This window comes from Mycobacterium intermedium (genome assembly GCF_002086275.1).
Taxonomy (GTDB): domain Bacteria; phylum Actinomycetota; class Actinomycetes; order Mycobacteriales; family Mycobacteriaceae; genus Mycobacterium; species Mycobacterium intermedium.
In genome coordinates this window covers 115,547-134,142 of sequence record NZ_MVHT01000005.1, presented here as the reverse complement: position 1 = coordinate 134,142, position 18,596 = coordinate 115,547, and the positions used below count along the sequence as shown (strand labels likewise).

The following is an 18,596-nucleotide window of genomic DNA, read 5'->3' as shown; positions in this document are numbered from 1 at the left end:
CGGGTCACGCAGGATGCGCTCCACGGCCTTGGACGACACCAGCAGCGTCTGGAAGCAGCCGTCCGGGAACCCGCCGCACCCCATGGCTACAGGCAACGCCCCCCCTGATTTTTTCAAAAAACAATCGAGAGGATCTGAAATGACTGACAGAGAAGACCTGAGGGCTGCGGCTAGGGAGTTGTTCGCCGATGTGGGCGAGCGACCGCCGGGTCCGCGGTATGAGATGACGCTGGCTGCTGTCGAGGACTACTCGCGGCGCTGGGTGGAGAACCGGGGCGCCGGCCGGTTCACGACGACCGACGCGGATATTCGCGTTGACGCCGATGGCCGGCCGTTGATGGTCGGCCACACGGTTCACACGTTCCAGTTCAACAATCTGCTGCTCGACCGGCGCCACGCCGACCGGCTCGGAATCACAGCGGCTATCGAAGCCGGCCAGTATCCCGGCGTCGAAGTCTTCGATCCGTACAACACGAAGGGCAACAACCGATGACCGCCACCGACAGCACGACCACGACGGACGACGTGACCGTCGAGCCGGATCCGGCCGTGACGGACGGAACCGCGATCGACGACGGCACCGACACGGCAGAAGCCAACACCGCGGACGACTCCGACGTTGACGAGGACCAGGACGACGACGCCGGCGACGGACCCGGCCGGGAGGCGGCGAAGTATCGGCGCCGGCTGCGAGACACCGAAGCCGAACGCGATCGGCTCGCCGGCCAGGTCGAGTCCTTGCAGCGAGCCGAGGTCGAGCGACAGGCGACGGTCGCCGATCTGCGGCCGGCGGCGCTCTGGGCGTCCGGCTCCGAGCTGGCCGACCTGCTGAGCGACGACGGCACGGTCGACGCGGCGAAGGTGTCCGCGGCGATCGCGACGGCGCGGGAGCAGTTGGGGATCCCGGCGCCGCCTGTCGGCCCGCGGGTGCCGAACGAGGGCCGCAACCCCGGACGTCCCGTCAAACCGTCGGGGAAGTCCGCGATGGTCAGCGTCGTCATGGGCCGTGACGCCGACGACCGATAGAATCGGGTGCTGTGGCCGGGTGTTGATCCCCGCGGGACACCCCGGCCACAGCGCAGCCCCAGGAGGGCAACCGCGAAAAGCCTTGCAGGCCAGCGGCATTTTGACAGACCGTCTTACCCCTCCTGAAAGGCTCATCATGGCAACCAAGACCACACCCACCAGCCCGAAGGCGTGGGCACCTGACCTGACTGCGTTCGTGCCGACCGACGTCGTGCCCGACGCGCTGATCCTGAACACGGCGACCGTGGTCGGGCAGATCGAAGGCGACGAGCCGGCCATCCGGGTTCCGTTCGTCTCCGACGATGGCGTCGTCGGCTTCGTCGCCGAAGGCGCCGAGATTCCCGACGCCAACCAAGAGTTCGACGAAGTTGTCGTGCTGACCGGCAAGGTCGCCGCGCTCGGCAAGTACAGCTTCGAGACGCTGGCGCAACCCGAGGCAGCGCGGATGGTCGTCGACTCCCTGTCGCGCAGCGTCGTCACCAAGGCGAACGCCGCGTATCTGGGCAACCTCGAAGCCGATCCCGGCCCGACCGGGCTGCTCAACACGGCGGACATCATCGACTTCGAGACGCCGATCGGGGATGACCTCGACCAGCTGGTCGACGCCATCGCGTTCGTCGAAACCGACGGCGGCACCGCGACGCACATCATCGCCAACCCAACCGCGTGGGCAACCCTGAGCAAGCTCAAGCGGGCCACCGACAGCAACGAGTCGCTGATCGGCGCCGGCACCGTCGCGGCCGAGCGCGCCTTGCTCGGTCTGCCGGTGCTGGTGACGCCGGCCATGCCCGCCGGCTCGCTGCTGGTCGTCGACCAGTCCGCGATCATCGGGGCTCAGTCGCCCGTTCGGCTCGCTCGCAGCGATGACGCCTATTTCAGTTCGGACTCGATCGGCGTGCGGGTGACGTGGCGCCTGGGTTGGAAGGTTATGCACGCGGCGCGGGTCGCGAAGCTGACCATCGCCTAAGACGTGCCCTCCCGGTGAGCGCGGCGTTTTGGACGTAGGGCGCTCGCGCTCCTGGGAGGGCACCCACAATGGGGAGGTAGCTGCTATGACTGCGCCGACGCCGGATCCGGGCCCGCTGCTGACGCCGGCGGACCTGACGCCGTTTGCGACCATCACGGCGACGAAGGCCGCGGCGATGATCGAAGACGCGCTTGGGATGGCCGAAGTTGTCGCGCCGTGCATCACGGCACCGGAGTTCACGCAGCGCAGGGCCGCGAAAGCGATCTTGCGGGGCGCGATCCTCCGCTGGAATGAAGCCGGCGCCGGTGCTGCGACGACGAAGACGGCCGGCATCTACGGGCAGACCGTAGACACTCGGCAACCGCGCAAAGCGATGTTCTTTCCGTCGGAAATCGACCAGCTGCAAAAGCTGTGCCGCTCGGATGACGACGCCGGCGGCGCGTACTTCGTGGACCTCATTTCGCGTAAACCGCGGCTGTCTGCGCGTCAGCTTTTCGAGCGCGACGTCGACACTTCCTGGTGATTTTCGGTCAGCGGCGCTGATTTTGGGTTAGGGCCTGCGCGAATGGGAATCACCGCTTTCATGCCCGATGACTCGCCGGAGTACAAGCGCCTGGAAGCGGCTTACAAGCAACTGATCCGCGAGCTAGGTGTTCAGGAACGTGGCAAATTCGCGGTGGTCGACACGCATGCTTTCAAGCAGGTTCGCCGGCTGATGGCCGACCTTGCTTGCAAGATTTCCGACTAACCGGAGCCGAAGTCGTGCTTACCGTGTCCGGACTGTGCAGGTCTGCACAGTCCGGAGCCGAAGTCGTGCTTACCGTGTCCGCCGCGGCCGGGCGTGCTGCATGATGGCCGGGTGACGAAGCGCGCGGAATATACCTTCGCGCTCTACTCAGGCTCGGTCGCCGACGTCGGAGACGCGAACCCGTACAGCGGGAAGTCGTTGGTCCTCGCGAAGCTGTGGATGCGCGGGTACATGCGGATGCTTCGGGTCAGGGTCGAGACGGGGCCGGCGATGCGGCGCTACCTCGCGGCTAACAACTGAGCGCAGCCATAGCCGCGGCGCGTATTTCGTCGTCGTCGACCGCCGTATATCTCTCCGTCGTCGCAACCGAGCTGTGACCGAGCAGCGTTTGCACGGCGCGGAGGTTGCGGGATCCGCGGTAGGCCCTGGTGGCGAATCGGTGGCGCAGGGTGTGGGCGGTCCAGTGGTCGGGCAGCGCGCCGGCCATGAGTTTGCCGACGTGCTGCGGTGTCAGGTGCCCGTCGTCGGTGCCGGGGAACAGGTAGCCGTCGGCGTCGACTGACCTGATGTGAGCCTGACTCACAGCGGCTTCGTCGATCCGCAACGCGATCGCCGCGCCGAGGTCGTCGCCGATCGGCACGACGCGCCGCTTCCCGCCCTTGCCATGGACCAGGAGTTCGGCGCCGGCCGGCCCGCGTGTCAGGTCGCGCCGATGCACGCGCGCTATCTCGGCGCGTCGAAGACCTGCTTCGGCCGCAAGCCGCAGCATCAGTCGCACCCGCGGGTCCGCGCCGGCGATGGCTGCGGACCAAACCGCGTCCGGGGCCGGCCGCGGCGCCGGCGACGCCGCGCGCATCACCGGAAGATCCGCAGCTGGGTTCGCCGACAGCTGGCCGGCGCGGTACGCCCACCCGAAGAACGAAACCGCGGTGTTGCGGTAACTGCGGCGCGTCTCGATACTCCACGTCTGCCGGCCAAACCACCCGAGGATGCCGGCCGTCGTGACCAGCGCCGGCACGCACCGGAGCCCGCGCGCCATATAGGCCAGATGCCCGCGGCGGGTGGCGATGGTGGCTGGCGACCGTCCGGCACCAGCTTCCGCCGCGAGATACGCCACGACCAGGCCGGCCCATGCCGGCGGCAACGGTCGCGGCGCCGGTCCGCTCACAGTTGCTCGATCAGGGCCGCGGCGACGTCGAGCGCCTGGGCGACGCCGGCGGGGTCTATGCACGGCCACCGGCCGGCGCGCACCGCCGAGGCGCGGGTTCGCATCGAGCGGGCCGGATCGCTGCGGAGGCAGACGTCAAAGCTCAGTGCAGCGGCCAGGAGTTCGCCGTCGCCGACCGGCAAGCCGGCAAAAATGCCGGCGGCGTCGAGTTCTGCGCTGAGGTCTGCCAGGACTGCATCGGTGGTTGTCATGCGGCCAAGCTAACACCGTAAATCACGAATTGCCAAGAGCCGCAAAGAAACTCGAACATATATCGGTATCAGCGCAAATGCCGGAAACGGACATATGTCAGGAACGGCGCAAATGCCGCGCAGTCACGTCGGCCAACACCCGGTCAACGTCGTTGATCAAGGCGCCGACAACATCGCGGTGGGACTCATCGACAGCGACATAGGCGTGCAGAAGATGCTTACGCGCGTCGTTCAGGTGATCGCTCAACGCCGTGTCGGCGGTGGGTGTGGTCATTGGTGCCGATCCCTCAATGGTGTGAACAGTCGAAAGCCGACAGTCCAAGATATTCGGGCATATCACGCTGCCGACTGAGCTGCATTTACGCAGGTCATGCACAGCGCATAGTCGTCCCTAGTGCGCGACTACTTGGACTAAACCGCGTTACGTCGCGGCTGACCGAATAATGCCGGCGACGAGCCGCGCCCTTTGCAGGTCAACTCGGCACTTAACTGTCGACCCCTCGATAGCCCAGCAGTAGCCCGTGCATGCCGCCGAGGCCACCGCTGCCAGGCGGAGTACCGATGCTGCCTGGGCCGCCGTTCCCGCCGTCCCCGACCAGCAGACCGGCGTTGCGCCGTCGCCGCCCGCGGCGCCGGGTACGGACCCCAAGGTGGTGCCAGTTCCTCCGGCACCACCGTCTCCCCCGCGTCCGAACAAGACGGCGGAACCGCCAACGCCACCGGCCCCGCCGCTGCCGGTCGCTGAACCGCCGCCGAAGCCGCCGTGTCCCGGCGCGCGCTCTCGATGGGGTCGCGTCACCGCAACAGGCTGACCGTCACGCCGCTGGTGTACTGCGAGTCCCGCAACGTGATGGTTTCCGGTAGCGAATCCTTCCGGACATCGAAGGCGCACTTGACTTGAACCGCTTTGCCGGGCTGGATGACCGTGCGGTCTCCGTTTCTGTCGAGGTTCACGGCGTTGTCGTATCGCCTGCCGTTGCGGTCTTTGAGCGTCTGGTCTTGGCAGTAAACGGGTTGCGGCACCGCGACCATGTTCCGCACCCTGAGGTTGACGATGACGAAAGTACCTTGCGCCGTGCGGGATCCGGTCTTCGGTACGCCAAGACTGATCGCGGTCACCGTGAACATGAATTTGCCGACGCGCACCTCGTCGCTGAGTGACGGCCCGGCGTCGTGAGGCACTGCCCCACAACCCGCAGCTATAACCGCCACGGCAACTATGACCGCGACAGGGATCAAGCGCACACAGCACTAGCTACCAGCAAAGTCCCAACAGGTAAAGCCGGCGGGGATCACCGGCGGGTTTCGTCGGCAACGTCGTGCCGAGACTGATGCAAAGCCGGCGCGTCGGGGTCTTCGCCCTGGTGATCCAACTCTTCCTGCACCCGGCGCTGTTCCTCGGTCACCTGCGTGGCGTCCTTCGGATCCTGTTTCATATCTAGGACGTACCCCAAGGCGCGGGAGTCCAAAGCCTGCTGCCCCGGCTGCGCATCGCGTCGTACTGTGACGCGCATGTCACTCTTCCGCCAGAACGTCGCGTCCGGGTCCGAATTCGAAGCGGCCGTCGGTTACTCGCGCGCCGTGCGCGTAGGGCCGCACGTGGCGGTGGCGGGGACGACGGGCAGCGGCGACAACGTCGCCGCACAGGCCCGAGATGCGTTGCGCCGCATTGAAATCGCGCTGAAGCAGGCCGGCGCGGCGCTCACCGATGTGGTGCGCACGCGCATCTATGTCACCGATATCGACCACTGGCGCGAAGTCGGCGACGTGCATGCGCAGGTCTTCGGCGAGGTTCGTCCGGTGGCCACGATGGTGGAGGTCTCGGCGCTGATCTCGCCCGAGTTGTTGGTGGAAATCGAAGCCGACGCCTACGTTGCCGCTGCCGACCACGCCGACGCTTACGCTGACAGCTAAATCGCCGGTGGCACTGCCGCAGGTGGGAAGGTTCCGTCCTCCCCCGGCAGGTAGGGCGTGGCTTTGACCACCGCACCAAGCGGCAGCGGCCCGTACAGGTGCGGGAATAACATCGACTCCGGATCTGTCTCTACACCCGGTTCCCATTCAACGGGCGAAGCAAGCGCCAATGGGTCAATATGGAGCAGGAGCAAATCGCGTCGGCCGCGGTAAAGGCGGTTGGCGGGCAGATGCACTTGCTCCGGAGTCGACAAATGGATAAAGCCGATATCGGCATCAGGATGAATTGCGCCGAGGCGGCGAGCAGCTGACCAATCTTCGCTGCCACACAGGTGGACCAGCAGGTCAGGCGGGGCAGTCATCCTACAGAGAATGCCCAATTTTCGCTCAAAAAATCCGTGAGAAACGACACACCTGACAACAGGTTGGGAACAAGGCGAAAACGGCAAACGTCTGACACAGTTAGACATACGCGAGAACGGAGAAGCCATGAACGCAACTCTGACCAGTCCCGAACTGACGAGAGCAGACCGCTGCGACCGCTGCGGTGCAGCGGCCCGCGTGCGCGCCAAGCTTCTCTTTTGCCAGCACCACGCCAACAAGCACGAGGCGAAACTGGTGGAGCTGGCCGCGGTGTTGGAGACCAGCAACAGCAGCTTCTAAATCCGCAAACTCGCCCTCGGCAATGACGGCGGTACGGGCAATCTTGCGGAATGCTGGTCCGGATGACCGCGCACGCTCCACCGAAGCCGTCCCGCCACCACATCTGGCACATCAGCAAGAGGACTCTGTCCAAAGCCTGGGATGACTCGATCTTTTCGGAGTCCGCGGAAGCAGGTTTCTGGACTTGCCTGTCTACCCCACCGTTGCTGCTGGGGATGCTGGGGGCGTTGGCCTACGTAGCACCCTTGTTCGGTCCTGACACGCTGGACGCGATCATCAAGACGGTGCTTTCGACGACCCGCAATTTCTTCTCGCCCAACGTCGTCAACGAGATCATCCAACCCACGATTCGCGACATCACCCGAACCGCACGCGGCGAGGTGGTGTCGTTGGGTTTCTTCATTTCGTTGTGGGCGGGGTCCTCCGCGGTTTCGTCTTTCGTCGATGCCGTGGTCGAGGCACATGACCAAACGCCGTTGCGTCACCCGGTGCGGCAGCGCTTCTTCGCGCTGTTCCTCTACATAGTGATGCTGATGTTCGTGGTCATCACCGCACCGGTGGCGGTCGTCGGTCCTCGCAAGGTCAGTGAACACATTCCCGAGGGCATGCAGAATCTGCTCCACTACGGCTACTACCCCGCCTTGATCCTGGGCCTGATGGCCGGAGTGACGGTTCTGTACCGGGTGGCGCTGCCGGTGCCGCTGCCCACGCATCGACTGATACCCGGCACGGTGTTGGCGACCGTCGTCTTCCTCGGCGCCACCCTGATCCTGCGCTTCTACCTCCGATGGATCGGCAGCACCGGCTACACCTACGGCGCGCTCGCCACACCGATCGCATTCTTGTTGTTTGCCTATTTCGGCGGGTTCTCCATCATGATCGGCGCCGAACTCAACGCCGCAGTCCAGGAGGAATGGCCGGCTCCGGCGACACACGCCCACCGACTGCGCCAATGGTTGGTGGCACGGTTCGGCAAGGGCACGGAATCGACCTCTGCGACCGCGGAGCAGGACACCGAGCAGGTCACCAAGCAGGGCCCGGCGACAGCCGAGCCCCCGGCGGAAATCAGTCCTTCTTGAGCCGCTCGTAGATCCGCTTGCAGTCCGGGCAGACGGGCGAGCCCGGCTTCGCGGCGCGCGTAACCGGGAACACCTCGCCGCACAGGGCGACGACGTGGCTACCCATCACCGCGCTCTCGGCGATCTTGTCCTTCTTGACGTAATGGAAGTACTTGGGTGTATCGCTGCCGGTCCCGTCGTCGACGCGTTCGTCGGTGTCGGTGCGCTCGATCGTGTGGGTCTGCATACGTGACATTGTGCATCCTGACGCACCCCCACCGGAATCGAGCAAGGTGTGCAACAGTGGAGGTATGAAGCGCGGCCCCGAGTTGGGGTTCGACGACGATGGCCGACCCGTACTGATCACCGCCGCCGCACCCTCATATGAAGTCCAACATCGTGCCCGAGTACGTAAGTACTTGACGCTGATGTCTTTCCGCATTCCCGCGCTGATCCTCGCCGCCGTCGCCTATGGCGCCTGGCACAACGGACTGATCTCGCTGCTGATCGTGGCGGTCTCCATACCGTTGCCGTGGATGGCCGTGTTGATCGCCAACGACCGCCCGCCCCGATCCGCGAACGAGCCGAGACGATTCGAGGAGTCCCGGCGGCGCACGCCGTTGTTCCCCACGGCTGAGCACCCGGCGCTCGAGGGGCCCAAGGCGTCGGGGCATGCGGCGCCCCAAACTGACGCCGACGCCTACGAGGCCGGCTATATAGACGGCTTCGGCGACTTCCGCAGTCAGCCCTAGCCCACCCGCCCCTGGCCGCGGTTCCGCCTGGGCGGCCACCCGCCGAACTTCTCAGGACATTCTCAGGTCACCGGGACATTCCCGCACGTCACGGGGTGTGAGATGACAGAACCCCGGGAACTCTCCCACCAGGTTTCTCGTTACACCTCATGACAACACAAGCCGATCGGGAGGGCGCAATGGCACAGCCCACAGTAGGGGCCACCAGCCGGGTTGACGGCGATCTGGATGCTCAGAGTCCAGCTGCGGATTTGGTGCGGGTGTATCTCAACGGCATCGGCAAGACGGCGTTGCTCGACGCCGCCGGTGAGGTCGAGCTGGCCAAGCGCATCGAAGCCGGACTGTACGCGCAGCATCTGTTGGAGACCCGCAAGCGTCTTGGCGAGACCCGCAAGCGCGAGCTGCAAGAGGTCGTGCGCGACGGCGAAGCCGCCCGGCGTCACCTGTTGGAAGCCAACTTGCGGCTAGTAGTTTCGCTGGCCAAGCGGTACACCGGTCGCGGAATGCCTTTGCTGGACCTCATCCAGGAAGGGAACTTGGGCCTCATCCGCGCGATGGAAAAGTTCGATTACACAAAGGGTTTCAAGTTCTCGACCTACGCCACCTGGTGGATCCGTCAGGCGATCACCCGCGGCATGGCCGACCAGAGCCGCACCATCCGGCTGCCCGTTCACCTCGTTGAGCAGGTCAACAAGCTGGCACGGATCAAGCGGGAGCTACACCAGAACCTCGGCCGCGAGGCCACCGATGAGGAGCTCGCCGCCGAGTCGGGCATTCCCGTCGAAAAGATCAACGACCTGTTGGAGCACAGCCGCGACCCGGTGAGCCTGGACATGCCAGTCGGCTCGGAGGAAGAAGCCCCGTTGGGCGACTTCATCGAGGATGCCGAAGCCATGTCCGCGGAGAACGCGGTCATCGCCGAGTTGCTGCACACCGACATCCGCAGCGTGCTGGCCACTCTCGATGAACGGGAGCACCAGGTCATCCGTCTGCGCTTCGGTTTGGACGACGGCCAGCCACGCACGCTGGACCAGATCGGGAAGCTGTTCGGCCTGTCCCGCGAGCGGGTCCGCCAAATAGAGCGGGACGTGATGTGCAAGCTGCGCCACGGCGAGCGCGCCGACCGACTGCGCTCCTACGCCAGCTAGCGCCAGCTAGTCTGATCCGACTTGGTGAAAGACGGTGTGCCCGCCGCGTCATGCGGCGGGCATACTGCTGCGGTGGGCGTTTTGGCGAACCGCTGACGCGCTCGGAGAAGTAGACTCGGCGGCAACGGAGGATGCTGAATGAACGACCTGGTTGATACCACCGAGATGTACTTGCGGACCATCTACGACCTCGAAGAAGAGGGCGTAACGCCGCTGCGCGCCCGCATCGCCGAACGGCTCGAGCAGAGCGGGCCCACCGTCAGCCAGACCGTGTCCCGGATGGAACGCGACGGGCTCCTTCGGGTAGCGGGTGACCGCCATCTGGAACTCACCGAAAAAGGCCGCGCGCTGGCGATTGCCGTGATGCGCAAACACCGCCTCGCCGAGCGGCTCTTGGTCGATGTCATCGGACTGCCTTGGGAAGAGGTCCACGCCGAGGCATGCCGGTGGGAGCACGTGATGAGCGAGGATGTCGAGCGCCGCCTAGTCAAGGTGCTCAACCACCCCACGACCTCCCCGTTCGGCAACCCGATTCCGGGTCTGTTAGACCTCGGCGTGGGTCCGGACTCCGGCTCCGACGACGCGAACCTGGTACGGCTGACCGAACTGCCGCCGGGATCCCCGGTGGCAGTTGTCGTCCGCCAACTCACCGAGCACGTTCAGGGCGACATCGAACTGATCAGCCGATTAAAGGACGCCGGCGTGGTCCCCAACGCGCGCGTGACCGTCGAGACCGGCATCGCCGGGGTGACCATCCTCATCCCGGGCCACGAAAACGTGACCCTGCCCCACGAGATGGCGCACGCGGTCAAGGTCGAGAAGGTCTGACCCCGCCGAATTAGCGGGCAACCCAGCCGCGCCCTCGCAGGCTCAGCCTGCCTGCAGGCCGAACAACCGTCGTGGCGGCAAGCGCACCCCGAGCTGCTTGGCCAATCGGTAGCCGGTCTGAGCTAGATTCCGGATGTCGTCGGGCCGCAGGCCCGATTGCAGTGCCGTATCGAGCATTCCGGCCATTCGATGGTCAGGCTGACAGCGCAGCGCAGCCTCGAGCGACACCCCGGCAAGGGGCCCGTCGCCGCGGGCGTAGGCACTGAACGCGAGCAACACCAGCGGCTCCACGCGCCACGGCGAGGGCAGCACCCGGGCCAACGCCACCCACAGCGACTCCGCCGCGGCCGCGTTCTCGCCCACCGCGAGCGCGTAGAGCGTGTCCCGCACCTGCACGTCGGTCAACGCGCACCCCACCTCGGCAAGGTCGGAGTCAGTCAGCGGCGTGCCCTCGGCGATGCGAGTGGCGGCGGCGATGGCGTTCTCGACGTCGCGGCGACTGCAGCCCCGCGGGTCGGCCGCGTGCGCCCGTTGACGCATGACCGCCTGTTCGCCCATCACGGTGACCAGCCGTGCGGTGCGGGCCGGGTCGTTCATCGCGATGACGGCCTGCAGGTCGGCACGGCGGGAGTAGAGCCGCCGGCCCTCCAGCACCGCCGCAGCCGCCAGGGGTGAGGACGCCGGGTCGTCGACCACCCCGCTGCAGCCGCAGCCGTCCACGCAATGCCAGCGGCCGCCCCGTGCGACCCGATCCACCACGTGTGCCGCCCAGAGTTCGATCTGGTGTCGCGACAGTGCCTCGGCGAGATCCGCGCACAGCTCCCGGTATTCGTCGTTGCACACCGTGCAGAGCGCCCCTTCCGCGTCGACGACCACCACAATCGCGCCCTCGGGCCGCGCCGCGGCGGCGACCTCGGCGAGATGGCCGATCTGGTGGATCAGCGCGTCCGACAAGTCGACGCGCATCACCGACCCGAGTTTGCGATCGGCGAAAGTCACCAGCACAAGGGACTTTTCGGGAACGAAGCCCAGGACTGCCGGGAGTGCGGCGATCAGTGCTTCGGGGCGGTTCAAGGCAAAGTCTGCTCGATGGTTGGTCATGAGCTCTACGCTGACGGGTCCGACCGTCAACTTTGCGTTGCAAACCTAGATCGGCTGCCCGCTTGTGGAGAAAGTCGCGACTGTGGGCTTTATGGTTTACGCCATGAGTTCGATGCGGGAATACGACATGGTCGTTATTGGCTCGGGGCCGGGCGGTCAGAAGGCGGCGATCGCGGCGGCCAAGCTGGGCAAATCCGTGTGCGTGGTGGAACGCGGACGCATGGTCGGCGGCGTTTGCGTGAACACGGGCACGATCCCGTCAAAGACGTTGCGCGAGGCGGTGGTCTATCTCACCGGCATGAACCAGCGCGAGCTGTACGGCGCAAGCTACCGCGTCAAGGACAAGATCACTCCCGCCGACCTGCTGGCCCGAACTCAGCATGTGATCGGCAAGCAGGTGGACGTGGTGCGCTCCCAGTTGATGCGTAACCGCGTCGACCTGGTGCTAGGCCACGGCCGCTTCCTGGACCCGCACACCATCCTGGTCGAGGAAGACGCGCAGGGCGAACGGGTTACCGTCAGCGGCGACTACATCGTCATCGCCACCGGCACCAAGCCGGTGCGGCCGTCCGGTATCGAGTTCGACGAGAGGCGGGTGCTGGATTCCGACGGCATCCTGGACCTGAGGTCGCTGCCGGCGTCGATGGTCGTGGTCGGCGCCGGGGTCATCGGCATCGAGTACGCGTCGATGTTCGCCGCGCTGGGCACCAAGGTGACGGTCGTCGAAAAACGGGCCAACATGCTCGAATTCTGTGACCCGGAGATCGTCGAGGCGCTCAAATTCCACCTGCGCGACCTGGCGGTGACCTTCCGGTTCGGCGAGGAAGTGACCGCTGTCGACGTCAGCGCGTCGGGCACCGTCACCACCCTGGCCAGCGGCAAGCAGATCCCGGCCGAGACGGTGATGTACTCCGCCGGCCGGTCAGGTCAAACTGAGCACCTCGCGTTGGAGAACGCGGGGTTGGAGGCCGACAGCCGCGGCCGGATTTACGTCGACAGCGGATTTCAGACCAAGGTCGATCACATCTATGCGGTCGGTGATGTCATCGGCTTCCCGGCGCTGGCCGCCACCTCCATGGACCAAGGCCGGCTGGCGGCCTACCATGCGTTCGGCGAGCCCACCGAGGGCATCACCGAGCTGCAGCCCATCGGCATCTACTCGATTCCCGAGATCTCCTACGTCGGTGCCACCGAAGTCGAGCTGACCAGGGATGCCATCCCATACGAGGTCGGCGTCGCCCGCTACCGCGAGCTGGCCCGGGGCCAGATCGCCGGCGACTCCTACGGGATGCTCAAGCTGCTGGTGTCCACCAAAGACCGCACGCTGCTGGGCGTACACATCTTCGGTACCAGCGCCACCGAGATGGTCCACATCGGACAGGCCGTGATGGGCTGCGGCGGCACGGTCGACTACTTGGTCGACGCGGTGTTCAACTACCCGACGTTCTCCGAGGCGTACAAGGTGGCCGCGCTGGACGTGACCAACAAGATGCGTGCGCTCAGTCAGTTTCTCAGCTGAGCAGCGGAACCTGAGCTAGCAGCCGTCATCGAGACTGCTCGGCGCGGTGTCACCGGGCCCACCCGCCTCCGCGCGCGCCAGCAACTGCGCGGCGTGCTCGTCGAATGGTGCCGAATATGAGACGTCGGCGGTGCATCCGCCGGCCTCGAACCCCCCGATCACCCCGGTCACCCGGGAACCGCTGACCCACGGCGCGCCGCTGGTCCCGCCGACCAGCCCTTGGCACTGCAGCGACGGAAACCCGTCGTCGGTGGTCCGCGTACTGCCCTGACAGGCGATCGGCTGGCCGCCCACCCCGGCCGGGTAGCCCGTGACGGTCACCAAGCTGCCCGGGGGCGGCGCGGTGCTGAGGATCAACGCCGCGCCTGTTCGCTCCTCGAGTGCACTCTCGCCGGGGCCGCGCACGCGGGCAATTGCATAGTCGGCGCGCGGGTCCCTGCTGCTGACCCAGCGCGGGTCCAGGTAAACCTGTTGAACGGTCCACCTGTCCGACGGAGCCGCGTCGTTTTGGAAGGCGGGCACGAAGGTCACCCGCGAGCCGCCCTGCAGGCAATGCGCCGCCGTCAACACCAGGTCACCAGTGGTGGAGTGCAGCACCGACGCCGTGCAGAAATGCACGGCCTTGCCGTCCAGAAACAGCGCGCCTACCCGGGGATCCGGACTGACCGGCCCGACCGCCCGGACGTACGCCGGTTCACCCAGCTGTCGTACCGATGCGCTGGTCAGCGGCGCGCCGGCGCTGGACGCGTGGTCGAGCGGCCGGGCGCATGACGACGTCAGGAGCATCGCCATACCGGCCGGCACACACAGCGCTGCCGTGACCCTTCGCATCGGTGCACATAATGCCCTACTTGACGGCGCTGAGCGCGTTGAGAGGCCACTGTTCACGCGGTCGAAATACGCACCCCCGCCGGCCGCGTTTCCCAGGTCAAAGGTGCCCAGGGTTTTGCTGATTCAATAATTGGTACCCCCCGCATGGACACAACACATATCGGGCACGCTGGAGTAGACCCCCGAAAGGAGGCAAACCCATGGCGCAGGACCAATATCGCGATGATGCGCAAAACTATGAACCGGGCCAGTCCGGCATGTACGAACTTGAGTTCCCGGCTCCCGTGTTGTCGACGGCAGACGGCCGCGGACCGGTGCTGGTGCACGCACTGGAGGGCTTTTCCGACGCCGGCCACGCGATTCGCCTGGCTGCGGCGCACCTGAAGGCGGCACTGGACACCGAGTTGGTCGCTTCGTTCGCGATCGACGAGTTGCTCGACTACCGCTCCCGGCGACCGCTGATGACGTTCAAAACCGATCACTTCACCAAGTACGAGGACCCCGAGCTCAGTCTGTACGCGCTGCGCGACAGTGCCGGTACCCCGTTTCTGTTGCTGGCCGGATTAGAGCCGGATCTGAAGTGGGAGCGATTCATCAACGCCGTGCGGTTGCTGGCGGAGAAACTGGGGGTGCGCCAGACCATCGGGTTGGGCACCGTACCCATGGCCGTGCCGCACACGCGTCCGATCACCATGACGGCCCACTCCAACAATCGGGAACTGATCGCCGGTTTCCAGCCCTGGATCTCCGAAATCCAGGTCCCTGGAAGCGCTTCCAACCTGCTGGAGTACCGGATGGCCCAATTCGGCCACGAGGTGGTCGGATTCACCGTGCATGTCCCGCATTACCTGACACAAACCGACTATCCCGCAGCCGCACAAGCGCTGCTGGAGCAGGTTGCCAAGACCGGGTCGCTGGACTTGCCGCTGGCGGCGCTCGCCGAGGCGGCGGCCGAGATTCGGGCCAAGATCGACGAACAGGTCCAAGCGAGCGCGGAAGTTGCTCAAGTGGTGGCGGCACTCGAGCGCCAGTACGATGCCTTCATCGACGCTCAGGAAAATAGATCCTTGCTGGCAAATGACGAGGATCTTCCTAGCGGAGACGAGCTGGGGGCGGAGTTCGAGCGTTTCCTGGCTCAAGAGGCCGAAAAGAAGTACGACGATGACGACAAGGCCTGAGACGCCGATAACGCCCCCGTCGGCCCGACAACGAGGTTGCCGAAATGACCGAGCGAAAGCGCAAACTTCGCCCGGTGCGGGAAGTGACTGCGCCTTCGCTGCAGTTCCGCACCATCCACGGCTATAAGCGCGCGTTCCGGATAGCCGGGTCCGGTCCGGCGATCCTGCTGATCCACGGCATCGGCGACAACTCGACCACCTGGACCTCCATCCACGCCACACTGGCCCAGCGGTTCACCGTTATCGCCCCAGACCTGTTGGGCCACGGTAAATCCGACAAGCCACGCGCCGACTACTCGGTCGCCGCCTACGCCAACGGCATGCGTGACCTGCTCGGTGTGCTCGACATCGAGCGGGTGACCATCATCGGGCACTCGCTCGGCGGCGGCGTAGCAATGCAATTCGCCTACCAGTTCCCGCAAATGGTCGAGCGGTTGATCCTGGTCGGCGCCGGTGGCGTCACCAAGGACGTCAACTTTGTGCTGCGGTTGGCCTCCCTGCCGATGGGCACCGAAGCGCTTGCGGTGCTGCGGCTACCGTTGCTGCTGCCGGCCATCCAACTCGTCGGGAAGGCGGTGGGCCAAGCGGTCGGGACCACCCGTCTGGGGCGCGACCTGCCGAACATGCTGCGTGTCCTCAACGACCTGCCCGAGCCGACGGCGTCCGCCGCGTTCAGTCGCACGCTGCGCGCCGTGGTGGACTGGCGTGGGCAAATCGTCACCATGCTGGACCGCTGCTATTTGACCCAGGCCATCCCGGTGCAGATCATCTGGGGCAGCCACGACGTGGTCATCCCCGTCCGTCACGCCGAGTTGGCGCACGCCGCAATGCCCGGGTCCCGGCTCGAAATCTTCGAGGACTCTGGGCATTTCCCGTTCCACGACGACCCGGCCCGCTTCATCGATGTGGTCCTCCGCTTCATCGACACCACCGAACCTCCGGAATACGATCAGGCGGCGCTGCGGGAATTGCTGCGCACCGGCGGCGGCGAACGAACGGTCGCCGGTCCGGCCGATACCCGTGTTGCGGTGCTCAGCGCCATCGGTTCCGACGAACGCAGCGCAACCTGAGTCCCAGCAGCGTGATCTGAGTCGTCGTCGTACCGTCGAGGCATGAGCATCGACGTAACCGTGCTGCGAGTTTTCACGGATCCCGACGGGAAATTCGGCAACCCCCTCGGAGTGGTCGATGCCAGTAGGGTCGAACCCCGCGATCGGCAGCGACTGGCTGCCCAATTGGGTTACAGCGAAACCATATTCGTCGATCTTCCTGGCACCGGCGCCAGCACCGCACACGCCACGATCTACACCCCCCGCACCCAACTGCCGTTTGCCGGCCACCCGACCGTCGGGGTGGCTTGGTGGCTACGGGAGCAGGGGACACCGATCAAGACGCTGCAGGTGCCTGCCGGCGTAGTCCAGGTCGGGTACGAGGGCGATCTCGCACGCGTCAGCGCCCGCGCGGAATGGGCGCCCGAGTTCACCATTCACGATCTCGCAGCGGTCGACGCGCTAGCGGCCGCGGACCCGGCCGACTATCCCGATGACACGGCGCACTACCTGTGGGCGTGGACCGATGAATCGACCGGAGCACTGCGGGCCCGCTTCTTCGCGGCCAATCTTGGTGTCGAGGAAGACGAAGCGACCGGATCGGCGGCCATTCGCATGACCGACTACCTCAGCCGCGATCTCAACATCGCTCAGGGCAAGGGATCGCTGATCCACACCAGGTGGAGCCCCGAAGGCTGGGTCGGCGTTGCCGGTCGCGTCGTCAATGACGGTGTGCGACAGGTCAACTGACGCCCGCAGGACGTCAGTCCTGGCGCCGCAACGCGGCGCCGAGATGATGTTGCATCGGCTGTCCCACCGCGCTCATCCGCACCGAGTACGACAGCTCGTCGCCGGCGATGCGGAACGAACGCCCGAGTGCGGTCACCTCCTTGGCGGTGGGTGAAAGGCCCACGTCGGCTGTGGTCGTCTCAATGTCTATGACGCCGTCGCTGCACGAATACGTGCCGACCTCGATCTCGGTGATTCCGCTCGGGTGCGCCAGGATCAACTCGACCTGGCCCGGTTTCGGCACCCGCAGATACCCCGTCTCGGCGTGCAGGGGCTTGCCGTCGGCTACCGCCTTGGTCTTTTGCCCATACACCAGGAACGGCTTGCCGACGTGGGCGAACACGACCTCCTCGAGGTACTCGAACGGCTCGATCGTCGGGTACTCGCCTCTACCGCGGCCCGCCCAGGTACCCAGGAGCGGCGCCAGTGCTTTGACATCGGGGTGCAATTCGGGAGCCACCACGCGAGCCTAGCGGCCCGGATGCGATCAGCTGGACGACGTGCTGGAGGTCGACACCCTGCGGTGCGCGCGAAGCGCTTGGATCTCACGTTCGAAGTCGTCAGCCGATGAGAAAGACCGGTACACCGAGGCGAATCGCAGGTAGGCAACCTCGTCGAGCTCACGCAACGGACCGAGAATGGCCAAGCCGACCTCGTGGCTGGGCACTTCCGGGGATCCGGCGGCCCGTACGGTGTCTTCGACCTGTTGGGCCAACAAATTCAATGCGTCGTCATCCACTTGACGGCCCTGGCAGGCACGGCGCACGCCGCTGATGACCTTCTCGCGACTGAATGGTTCGGTGACACCGCTGCGTTTCACCACGGCCAGGATGGCGGTCTCTACGGTCGTGAATCGTCGACCACACTCCGGACACGACCGCCTGCGCCGAATGGCTTGGCCCTCGTCGGTTTCCCGCGAGTCGATCACGCGCGAGTCAGGATGGCGACAGAACGGACAGTGCATGGCCGCTCCTTCGCCGTTTCTCGGTACCCGTGGACGCCTAAGAGCGTACTCGCGTACCGCCACACACGGCCTCCCGTGCGACACGATCGGTCAGCCCACCGGAGCGATCAGCGTCTGACCAGCGGACAGCGCCGACGAGTGCAGGGCGTTGAGCTCGCGAATCCGCTCGACAACCTCGCGAGCGGGTGCGTCCGGCGCAACCCGAGCCGCCACGTCCTTCAGTGACTCCCCCGGCTCGACCCGCACCACGGCCAGCGTGTCCGGCACGCGACCAGGCGCGTCGGTCGAACCGCCGTTGATCATGCCGCCGAAGTTGGCCACCGCACCCAACCACAGGGTGATCAGCCCGGCAAGCAGCGCCAAGCCGACCGTCGTCAACGGCGTGACGGGTCGCCGGCGGTGCGGCGCCCTCGACATCGCGACGCCGGTGCCGCGGTAGCGCAAGGGAGCTCCGGCCGGCCGGGACGGGCCCGGACGGCGCGTCCGCCCAGCTCCGACTCGGCCCAGCCGCGGCTCGTGGACCGGGCGGGACGGATTCCAGGTACGAGACGGACCTGCGTAGATGAGAGTCATGGCGGCTTCCTCCGGACAACTGCTTAATCGCTCGTGTGTTCGACCTTGTTCGACCATAGTCGCTCAGGT

General features: G+C 65.8%; 29 protein-coding genes. 16 read left to right on the top strand and 13 right to left on the bottom strand.

The genetic code is table 11. The features are described 5' to 3' along the window. Nucleotides 1–139: 139 nt before the first annotated feature. The 6 genes from BST27_RS03425 (at nt 140) to BST27_RS03400 (ending at nt 3,041) form a co-directional block, all read left to right on the top strand. A complete protein-coding gene (locus BST27_RS03425; RefSeq protein ID WP_139804993.1) occupies nt 140–493 on the top strand; it encodes a hypothetical protein in 354 nt (117 codons plus the stop codon). Continuing rightward, nucleotides 490–1,026 (top strand): hypothetical protein, encoded by a 537-nt coding sequence (locus BST27_RS03420; RefSeq protein ID WP_069422633.1) that lies wholly within the window; start codon nt 490–492, stop codon nt 1,024–1,026. Before BST27_RS03425 ends, BST27_RS03420 begins: the two co-directional genes overlap by 4 nt. A gap of 136 nt (nt 1,027–1,162) precedes the next feature. Further along, entirely contained in the window at nt 1,163–1,993 is an 831-nt protein-coding gene (locus BST27_RS03415) for a phage major capsid protein (RefSeq protein ID WP_069422634.1), read from the top strand. 85 nt (nt 1,994–2,078) lie between these two features. Next, on the top strand, nt 2,079–2,516 hold the full coding sequence (locus BST27_RS03410; RefSeq protein ID WP_069422635.1) for a hypothetical protein: 438 nt from the start codon (nt 2,079–2,081) through the stop codon (nt 2,514–2,516). 42 nt (nt 2,517–2,558) lie between these two features. Next, the gene (locus BST27_RS03405) at nt 2,559–2,741 is read left to right on the top strand and encodes a hypothetical protein (protein ID WP_069422636.1); all 183 of its coding nucleotides are present in this window, start codon (nt 2,559–2,561) and stop codon (nt 2,739–2,741) included. Nucleotides 2,742–2,852: 111 nt separating this feature from the next. Beyond that, nucleotides 2,853–3,041 (top strand): ribosome modulation factor, encoded by a 189-nt coding sequence (locus BST27_RS03400; protein ID WP_069422637.1) that lies wholly within the window; start codon nt 2,853–2,855, stop codon nt 3,039–3,041. Here BST27_RS03400 and BST27_RS03395 read toward each other — a convergent pair. The 6 genes from BST27_RS03395 to BST27_RS03380 form a co-directional block, all read right to left on the bottom strand. Next, the gene (locus BST27_RS03395; RefSeq protein ID WP_211285304.1) at nt 3,031–3,909 is read right to left on the bottom strand and encodes a tyrosine-type recombinase/integrase; all 879 of its coding nucleotides are present in this window, start codon (nt 3,907–3,909) and stop codon (nt 3,031–3,033) included. The genes BST27_RS03400 and BST27_RS03395 overlap by 11 nt on opposite strands. Further along, nucleotides 3,906–4,160, bottom strand: a complete 255-nt coding sequence (locus BST27_RS03390) for a hypothetical protein (RefSeq protein ID WP_079220226.1) — start codon at nt 4,158–4,160, stop codon at nt 3,906–3,908. The genes BST27_RS03395 and BST27_RS03390 overlap by 4 nt, the downstream gene beginning before the upstream one ends. A gap of 97 nt (nt 4,161–4,257) precedes the next feature. Then, nucleotides 4,258–4,434 carry a hypothetical protein gene (locus tag BST27_RS32280; RefSeq protein ID WP_156789294.1) on the bottom strand — a complete coding sequence of 59 codons (177 nt, stop codon included), beginning with the start codon at nt 4,432–4,434 and terminating at the stop codon, nt 4,258–4,260. Nucleotides 4,435–4,581: 147 nt separating this feature from the next. Continuing rightward, entirely contained in the window at nt 4,582–4,959 is a 378-nt protein-coding gene (locus tag BST27_RS31175; RefSeq protein WP_139804992.1) for a hypothetical protein, read from the bottom strand. Then, nucleotides 4,956–5,342 carry a DUF4352 domain-containing protein gene (locus BST27_RS03385; RefSeq protein WP_069421101.1) on the bottom strand — a complete coding sequence of 129 codons (387 nt, stop codon included), beginning with the start codon at nt 5,340–5,342 and terminating at the stop codon, nt 4,956–4,958. The genes BST27_RS31175 and BST27_RS03385 overlap by 4 nt, the downstream gene beginning before the upstream one ends. A gap of 110 nt (nt 5,343–5,452) precedes the next feature. Then, nucleotides 5,453–5,674 (bottom strand): hypothetical protein, encoded by a 222-nt coding sequence (locus BST27_RS03380; RefSeq protein WP_069421100.1) that lies wholly within the window; start codon nt 5,672–5,674, stop codon nt 5,453–5,455. Here BST27_RS03380 and BST27_RS03375 point away from each other — a divergent pair. Next, complete coding sequence (locus BST27_RS03375; protein ID WP_069421099.1) at nt 5,673–6,074, top strand: RidA family protein; 402 nt, start codon at nt 5,673–5,675, stop codon at nt 6,072–6,074. The two genes, BST27_RS03380 and BST27_RS03375, sit on opposite strands and share 2 nt — an antisense overlap. Here BST27_RS03375 and BST27_RS03370 read toward each other — a convergent pair. Continuing rightward, complete coding sequence (locus BST27_RS03370; protein WP_079220225.1) at nt 6,071–6,436, bottom strand: DUF952 domain-containing protein; 366 nt, start codon at nt 6,434–6,436, stop codon at nt 6,071–6,073. The genes BST27_RS03375 and BST27_RS03370 overlap by 4 nt on opposite strands. Before the next feature lie 127 nt (nt 6,437–6,563). Here BST27_RS03370 and BST27_RS31170 point away from each other — a divergent pair, with 127 nt between their 5' ends. Together BST27_RS31170 and BST27_RS03365 are read left to right on the top strand one after the other, a co-directional pair. Further along, on the top strand, nt 6,564–6,737 hold the full coding sequence (locus BST27_RS31170; RefSeq protein WP_139804991.1) for a DUF7455 domain-containing protein: 174 nt from the start codon (nt 6,564–6,566) through the stop codon (nt 6,735–6,737). 62 nt (nt 6,738–6,799) lie between these two features. Next, nucleotides 6,800–7,816, top strand: a complete 1,017-nt coding sequence (locus tag BST27_RS03365; protein WP_069421109.1) for a YihY/virulence factor BrkB family protein — start codon at nt 6,800–6,802, stop codon at nt 7,814–7,816. Here BST27_RS03365 and BST27_RS03360 read toward each other — a convergent pair. Beyond that, on the bottom strand, nt 7,803–8,042 hold the full coding sequence (locus tag BST27_RS03360; RefSeq protein WP_069421098.1) for a DUF3039 domain-containing protein: 240 nt from the start codon (nt 8,040–8,042) through the stop codon (nt 7,803–7,805). The two genes, BST27_RS03365 and BST27_RS03360, sit on opposite strands and share 14 nt — an antisense overlap. Nucleotides 8,043–8,088: 46 nt before the next feature. Between BST27_RS03360 and BST27_RS03355 the strand changes: the two genes are divergently transcribed. The 3 genes from BST27_RS03355 (at nt 8,089) to BST27_RS03345 (ending at nt 10,523) form a co-directional block, all read left to right on the top strand. Next, nucleotides 8,089–8,547: a DUF3099 domain-containing protein gene (locus BST27_RS03355; protein ID WP_170062264.1), complete on the top strand. Its 459-nt coding sequence runs from the start codon at nt 8,089–8,091 to the stop codon at nt 8,545–8,547. 179 nt (nt 8,548–8,726) lie between these two features. Next, nucleotides 8,727–9,695, top strand: a complete 969-nt coding sequence (gene sigB / locus BST27_RS03350; RefSeq protein ID WP_069421096.1) for a sigma-70 family RNA polymerase sigma factor SigB — start codon at nt 8,727–8,729, stop codon at nt 9,693–9,695. Between the two features lie 138 nt (nt 9,696–9,833). Further along, nucleotides 9,834–10,523, top strand: coding sequence for an iron-dependent transcriptional repressor DtxR (locus BST27_RS03345; RefSeq protein ID WP_069421095.1), 690 nt, complete (start codon nt 9,834–9,836; stop codon nt 10,521–10,523). A 42-nt stretch (nt 10,524–10,565) separates the two neighbouring features. Here the strand turns inward: BST27_RS03345 and BST27_RS03340 are convergent, their stop codons facing one another. Then, entirely contained in the window at nt 10,566–11,624 is a 1,059-nt protein-coding gene (locus BST27_RS03340) for a DUF4192 domain-containing protein (protein ID WP_069421094.1), read from the bottom strand. Nucleotides 11,625–11,736: 112 nt separating this feature from the next. On the opposite strand from BST27_RS03340, the gene sthA reads away from it, so the two are divergent. Next, entirely contained in the window at nt 11,737–13,143 is a 1,407-nt protein-coding gene (sthA, locus tag BST27_RS03335; protein WP_139804999.1) for a Si-specific NAD(P)(+) transhydrogenase, read from the top strand. A 15-nt stretch (nt 13,144–13,158) separates the two neighbouring features. On the opposite strand, the gene BST27_RS03330 is transcribed toward sthA, so the two are convergent. After that, entirely contained in the window at nt 13,159–13,974 is an 816-nt protein-coding gene (locus BST27_RS03330; protein WP_069421093.1) for a trypsin-like serine peptidase, read from the bottom strand. A gap of 200 nt (nt 13,975–14,174) precedes the next feature. Here BST27_RS03330 and BST27_RS03325 point away from each other — a divergent pair, with 200 nt between their 5' ends. Genes BST27_RS03325 through BST27_RS03315 form a run of 3 tightly spaced genes read left to right on the top strand, consistent with a single transcriptional unit; the run spans nt 14,175 to nt 16,951 of the window. Continuing rightward, entirely contained in the window at nt 14,175–15,152 is a 978-nt protein-coding gene (locus BST27_RS03325) for a proteasome assembly chaperone family protein (RefSeq protein WP_069421092.1), read from the top strand. Between the two features lie 44 nt (nt 15,153–15,196). Beyond that, nucleotides 15,197–16,222 carry an alpha/beta fold hydrolase gene (locus BST27_RS03320; protein WP_069421091.1) on the top strand — a complete coding sequence of 342 codons (1,026 nt, stop codon included), beginning with the start codon at nt 15,197–15,199 and terminating at the stop codon, nt 16,220–16,222. A 42-nt stretch (nt 16,223–16,264) separates the two neighbouring features. Further along, a complete protein-coding gene (locus BST27_RS03315) occupies nt 16,265–16,951 on the top strand; it encodes a PhzF family phenazine biosynthesis protein (protein WP_069421090.1) in 687 nt (228 codons plus the stop codon). A 13-nt stretch (nt 16,952–16,964) separates the two neighbouring features. Here the strand turns inward: BST27_RS03315 and BST27_RS03310 are convergent, their stop codons facing one another. The 3 genes from BST27_RS03310 to BST27_RS03300 form a co-directional block, all read right to left on the bottom strand. Then, nucleotides 16,965–17,450 carry a peroxynitrite isomerase gene (locus tag BST27_RS03310; protein WP_069421107.1) on the bottom strand — a complete coding sequence of 162 codons (486 nt, stop codon included), beginning with the start codon at nt 17,448–17,450 and terminating at the stop codon, nt 16,965–16,967. Between the two features lie 27 nt (nt 17,451–17,477). Further along, complete coding sequence (nrdR, locus tag BST27_RS03305; protein ID WP_069421089.1) at nt 17,478–17,954, bottom strand: transcriptional regulator NrdR; 477 nt, start codon at nt 17,952–17,954, stop codon at nt 17,478–17,480. 90 nt (nt 17,955–18,044) lie between these two features. Continuing rightward, nucleotides 18,045–18,527, bottom strand: coding sequence for a LysM peptidoglycan-binding domain-containing protein (locus BST27_RS03300; RefSeq protein ID WP_069421088.1), 483 nt, complete (start codon nt 18,525–18,527; stop codon nt 18,045–18,047). Nucleotides 18,528–18,596: the final 69 nt, after the last annotated feature.

Coding starts and splice junctions, on each gene's coding strand:
- BST27_RS03425 (WP_139804993.1), top strand. CDS start 140: ATGACTGACAGAGAAGACCTGAGGGCTGCGGCTAGGGAGTTGTTCGCC.
- BST27_RS03420 (WP_069422633.1), top strand. CDS start 490: ATGACCGCCACCGACAGCACGACCACGACGGACGACGTGACCGTCGAG.
- BST27_RS03415 (WP_069422634.1), top strand. CDS start 1,163: ATGGCAACCAAGACCACACCCACCAGCCCGAAGGCGTGGGCACCTGAC.
- BST27_RS03410 (WP_069422635.1), top strand. CDS start 2,079: ATGACTGCGCCGACGCCGGATCCGGGCCCGCTGCTGACGCCGGCGGAC.
- BST27_RS03405 (WP_069422636.1), top strand. CDS start 2,559: ATGGGAATCACCGCTTTCATGCCCGATGACTCGCCGGAGTACAAGCGC.
- BST27_RS03390 (WP_079220226.1), bottom strand. CDS start 4,160: ATGACAACCACCGATGCAGTCCTGGCAGACCTCAGCGCAGAACTCGAC.
- BST27_RS32280 (WP_156789294.1), bottom strand. CDS start 4,434: ATGACCACACCCACCGCCGACACGGCGTTGAGCGATCACCTGAACGAC.
- BST27_RS03375 (WP_069421099.1), top strand. CDS start 5,673: ATGTCACTCTTCCGCCAGAACGTCGCGTCCGGGTCCGAATTCGAAGCG.
- BST27_RS03380 (WP_069421100.1), bottom strand. CDS start 5,674: ATGCGCGTCACAGTACGACGCGATGCGCAGCCGGGGCAGCAGGCTTTG.
- BST27_RS03370 (WP_079220225.1), bottom strand. CDS start 6,436: ATGACTGCCCCGCCTGACCTGCTGGTCCACCTGTGTGGCAGCGAAGAT.
- BST27_RS31170 (WP_139804991.1), top strand. CDS start 6,564: ATGAACGCAACTCTGACCAGTCCCGAACTGACGAGAGCAGACCGCTGC.
- BST27_RS03365 (WP_069421109.1), top strand. CDS start 6,800: ATGACCGCGCACGCTCCACCGAAGCCGTCCCGCCACCACATCTGGCAC.
- BST27_RS03360 (WP_069421098.1), bottom strand. CDS start 8,042: ATGCAGACCCACACGATCGAGCGCACCGACACCGACGAACGCGTCGAC.
- sigB (WP_069421096.1), top strand. CDS start 8,727: ATGGCACAGCCCACAGTAGGGGCCACCAGCCGGGTTGACGGCGATCTG.
- BST27_RS03345 (WP_069421095.1), top strand. CDS start 9,834: ATGAACGACCTGGTTGATACCACCGAGATGTACTTGCGGACCATCTAC.
- BST27_RS03340 (WP_069421094.1), bottom strand. CDS start 11,624: ATGACCAACCATCGAGCAGACTTTGCCTTGAACCGCCCCGAAGCACTG.
- sthA (WP_139804999.1), top strand. CDS start 11,737: ATGCGGGAATACGACATGGTCGTTATTGGCTCGGGGCCGGGCGGTCAG.
- BST27_RS03330 (WP_069421093.1), bottom strand. CDS start 13,974: ATGCGAAGGGTCACGGCAGCGCTGTGTGTGCCGGCCGGTATGGCGATG.
- BST27_RS03325 (WP_069421092.1), top strand. CDS start 14,175: ATGGCGCAGGACCAATATCGCGATGATGCGCAAAACTATGAACCGGGC.
- BST27_RS03320 (WP_069421091.1), top strand. CDS start 15,197: ATGACCGAGCGAAAGCGCAAACTTCGCCCGGTGCGGGAAGTGACTGCG.
- BST27_RS03315 (WP_069421090.1), top strand. CDS start 16,265: ATGAGCATCGACGTAACCGTGCTGCGAGTTTTCACGGATCCCGACGGG.
- nrdR (WP_069421089.1), bottom strand. CDS start 17,954: ATGCACTGTCCGTTCTGTCGCCATCCTGACTCGCGCGTGATCGACTCG.
- BST27_RS03300 (WP_069421088.1), bottom strand. CDS start 18,527: ATGACTCTCATCTACGCAGGTCCGTCTCGTACCTGGAATCCGTCCCGC.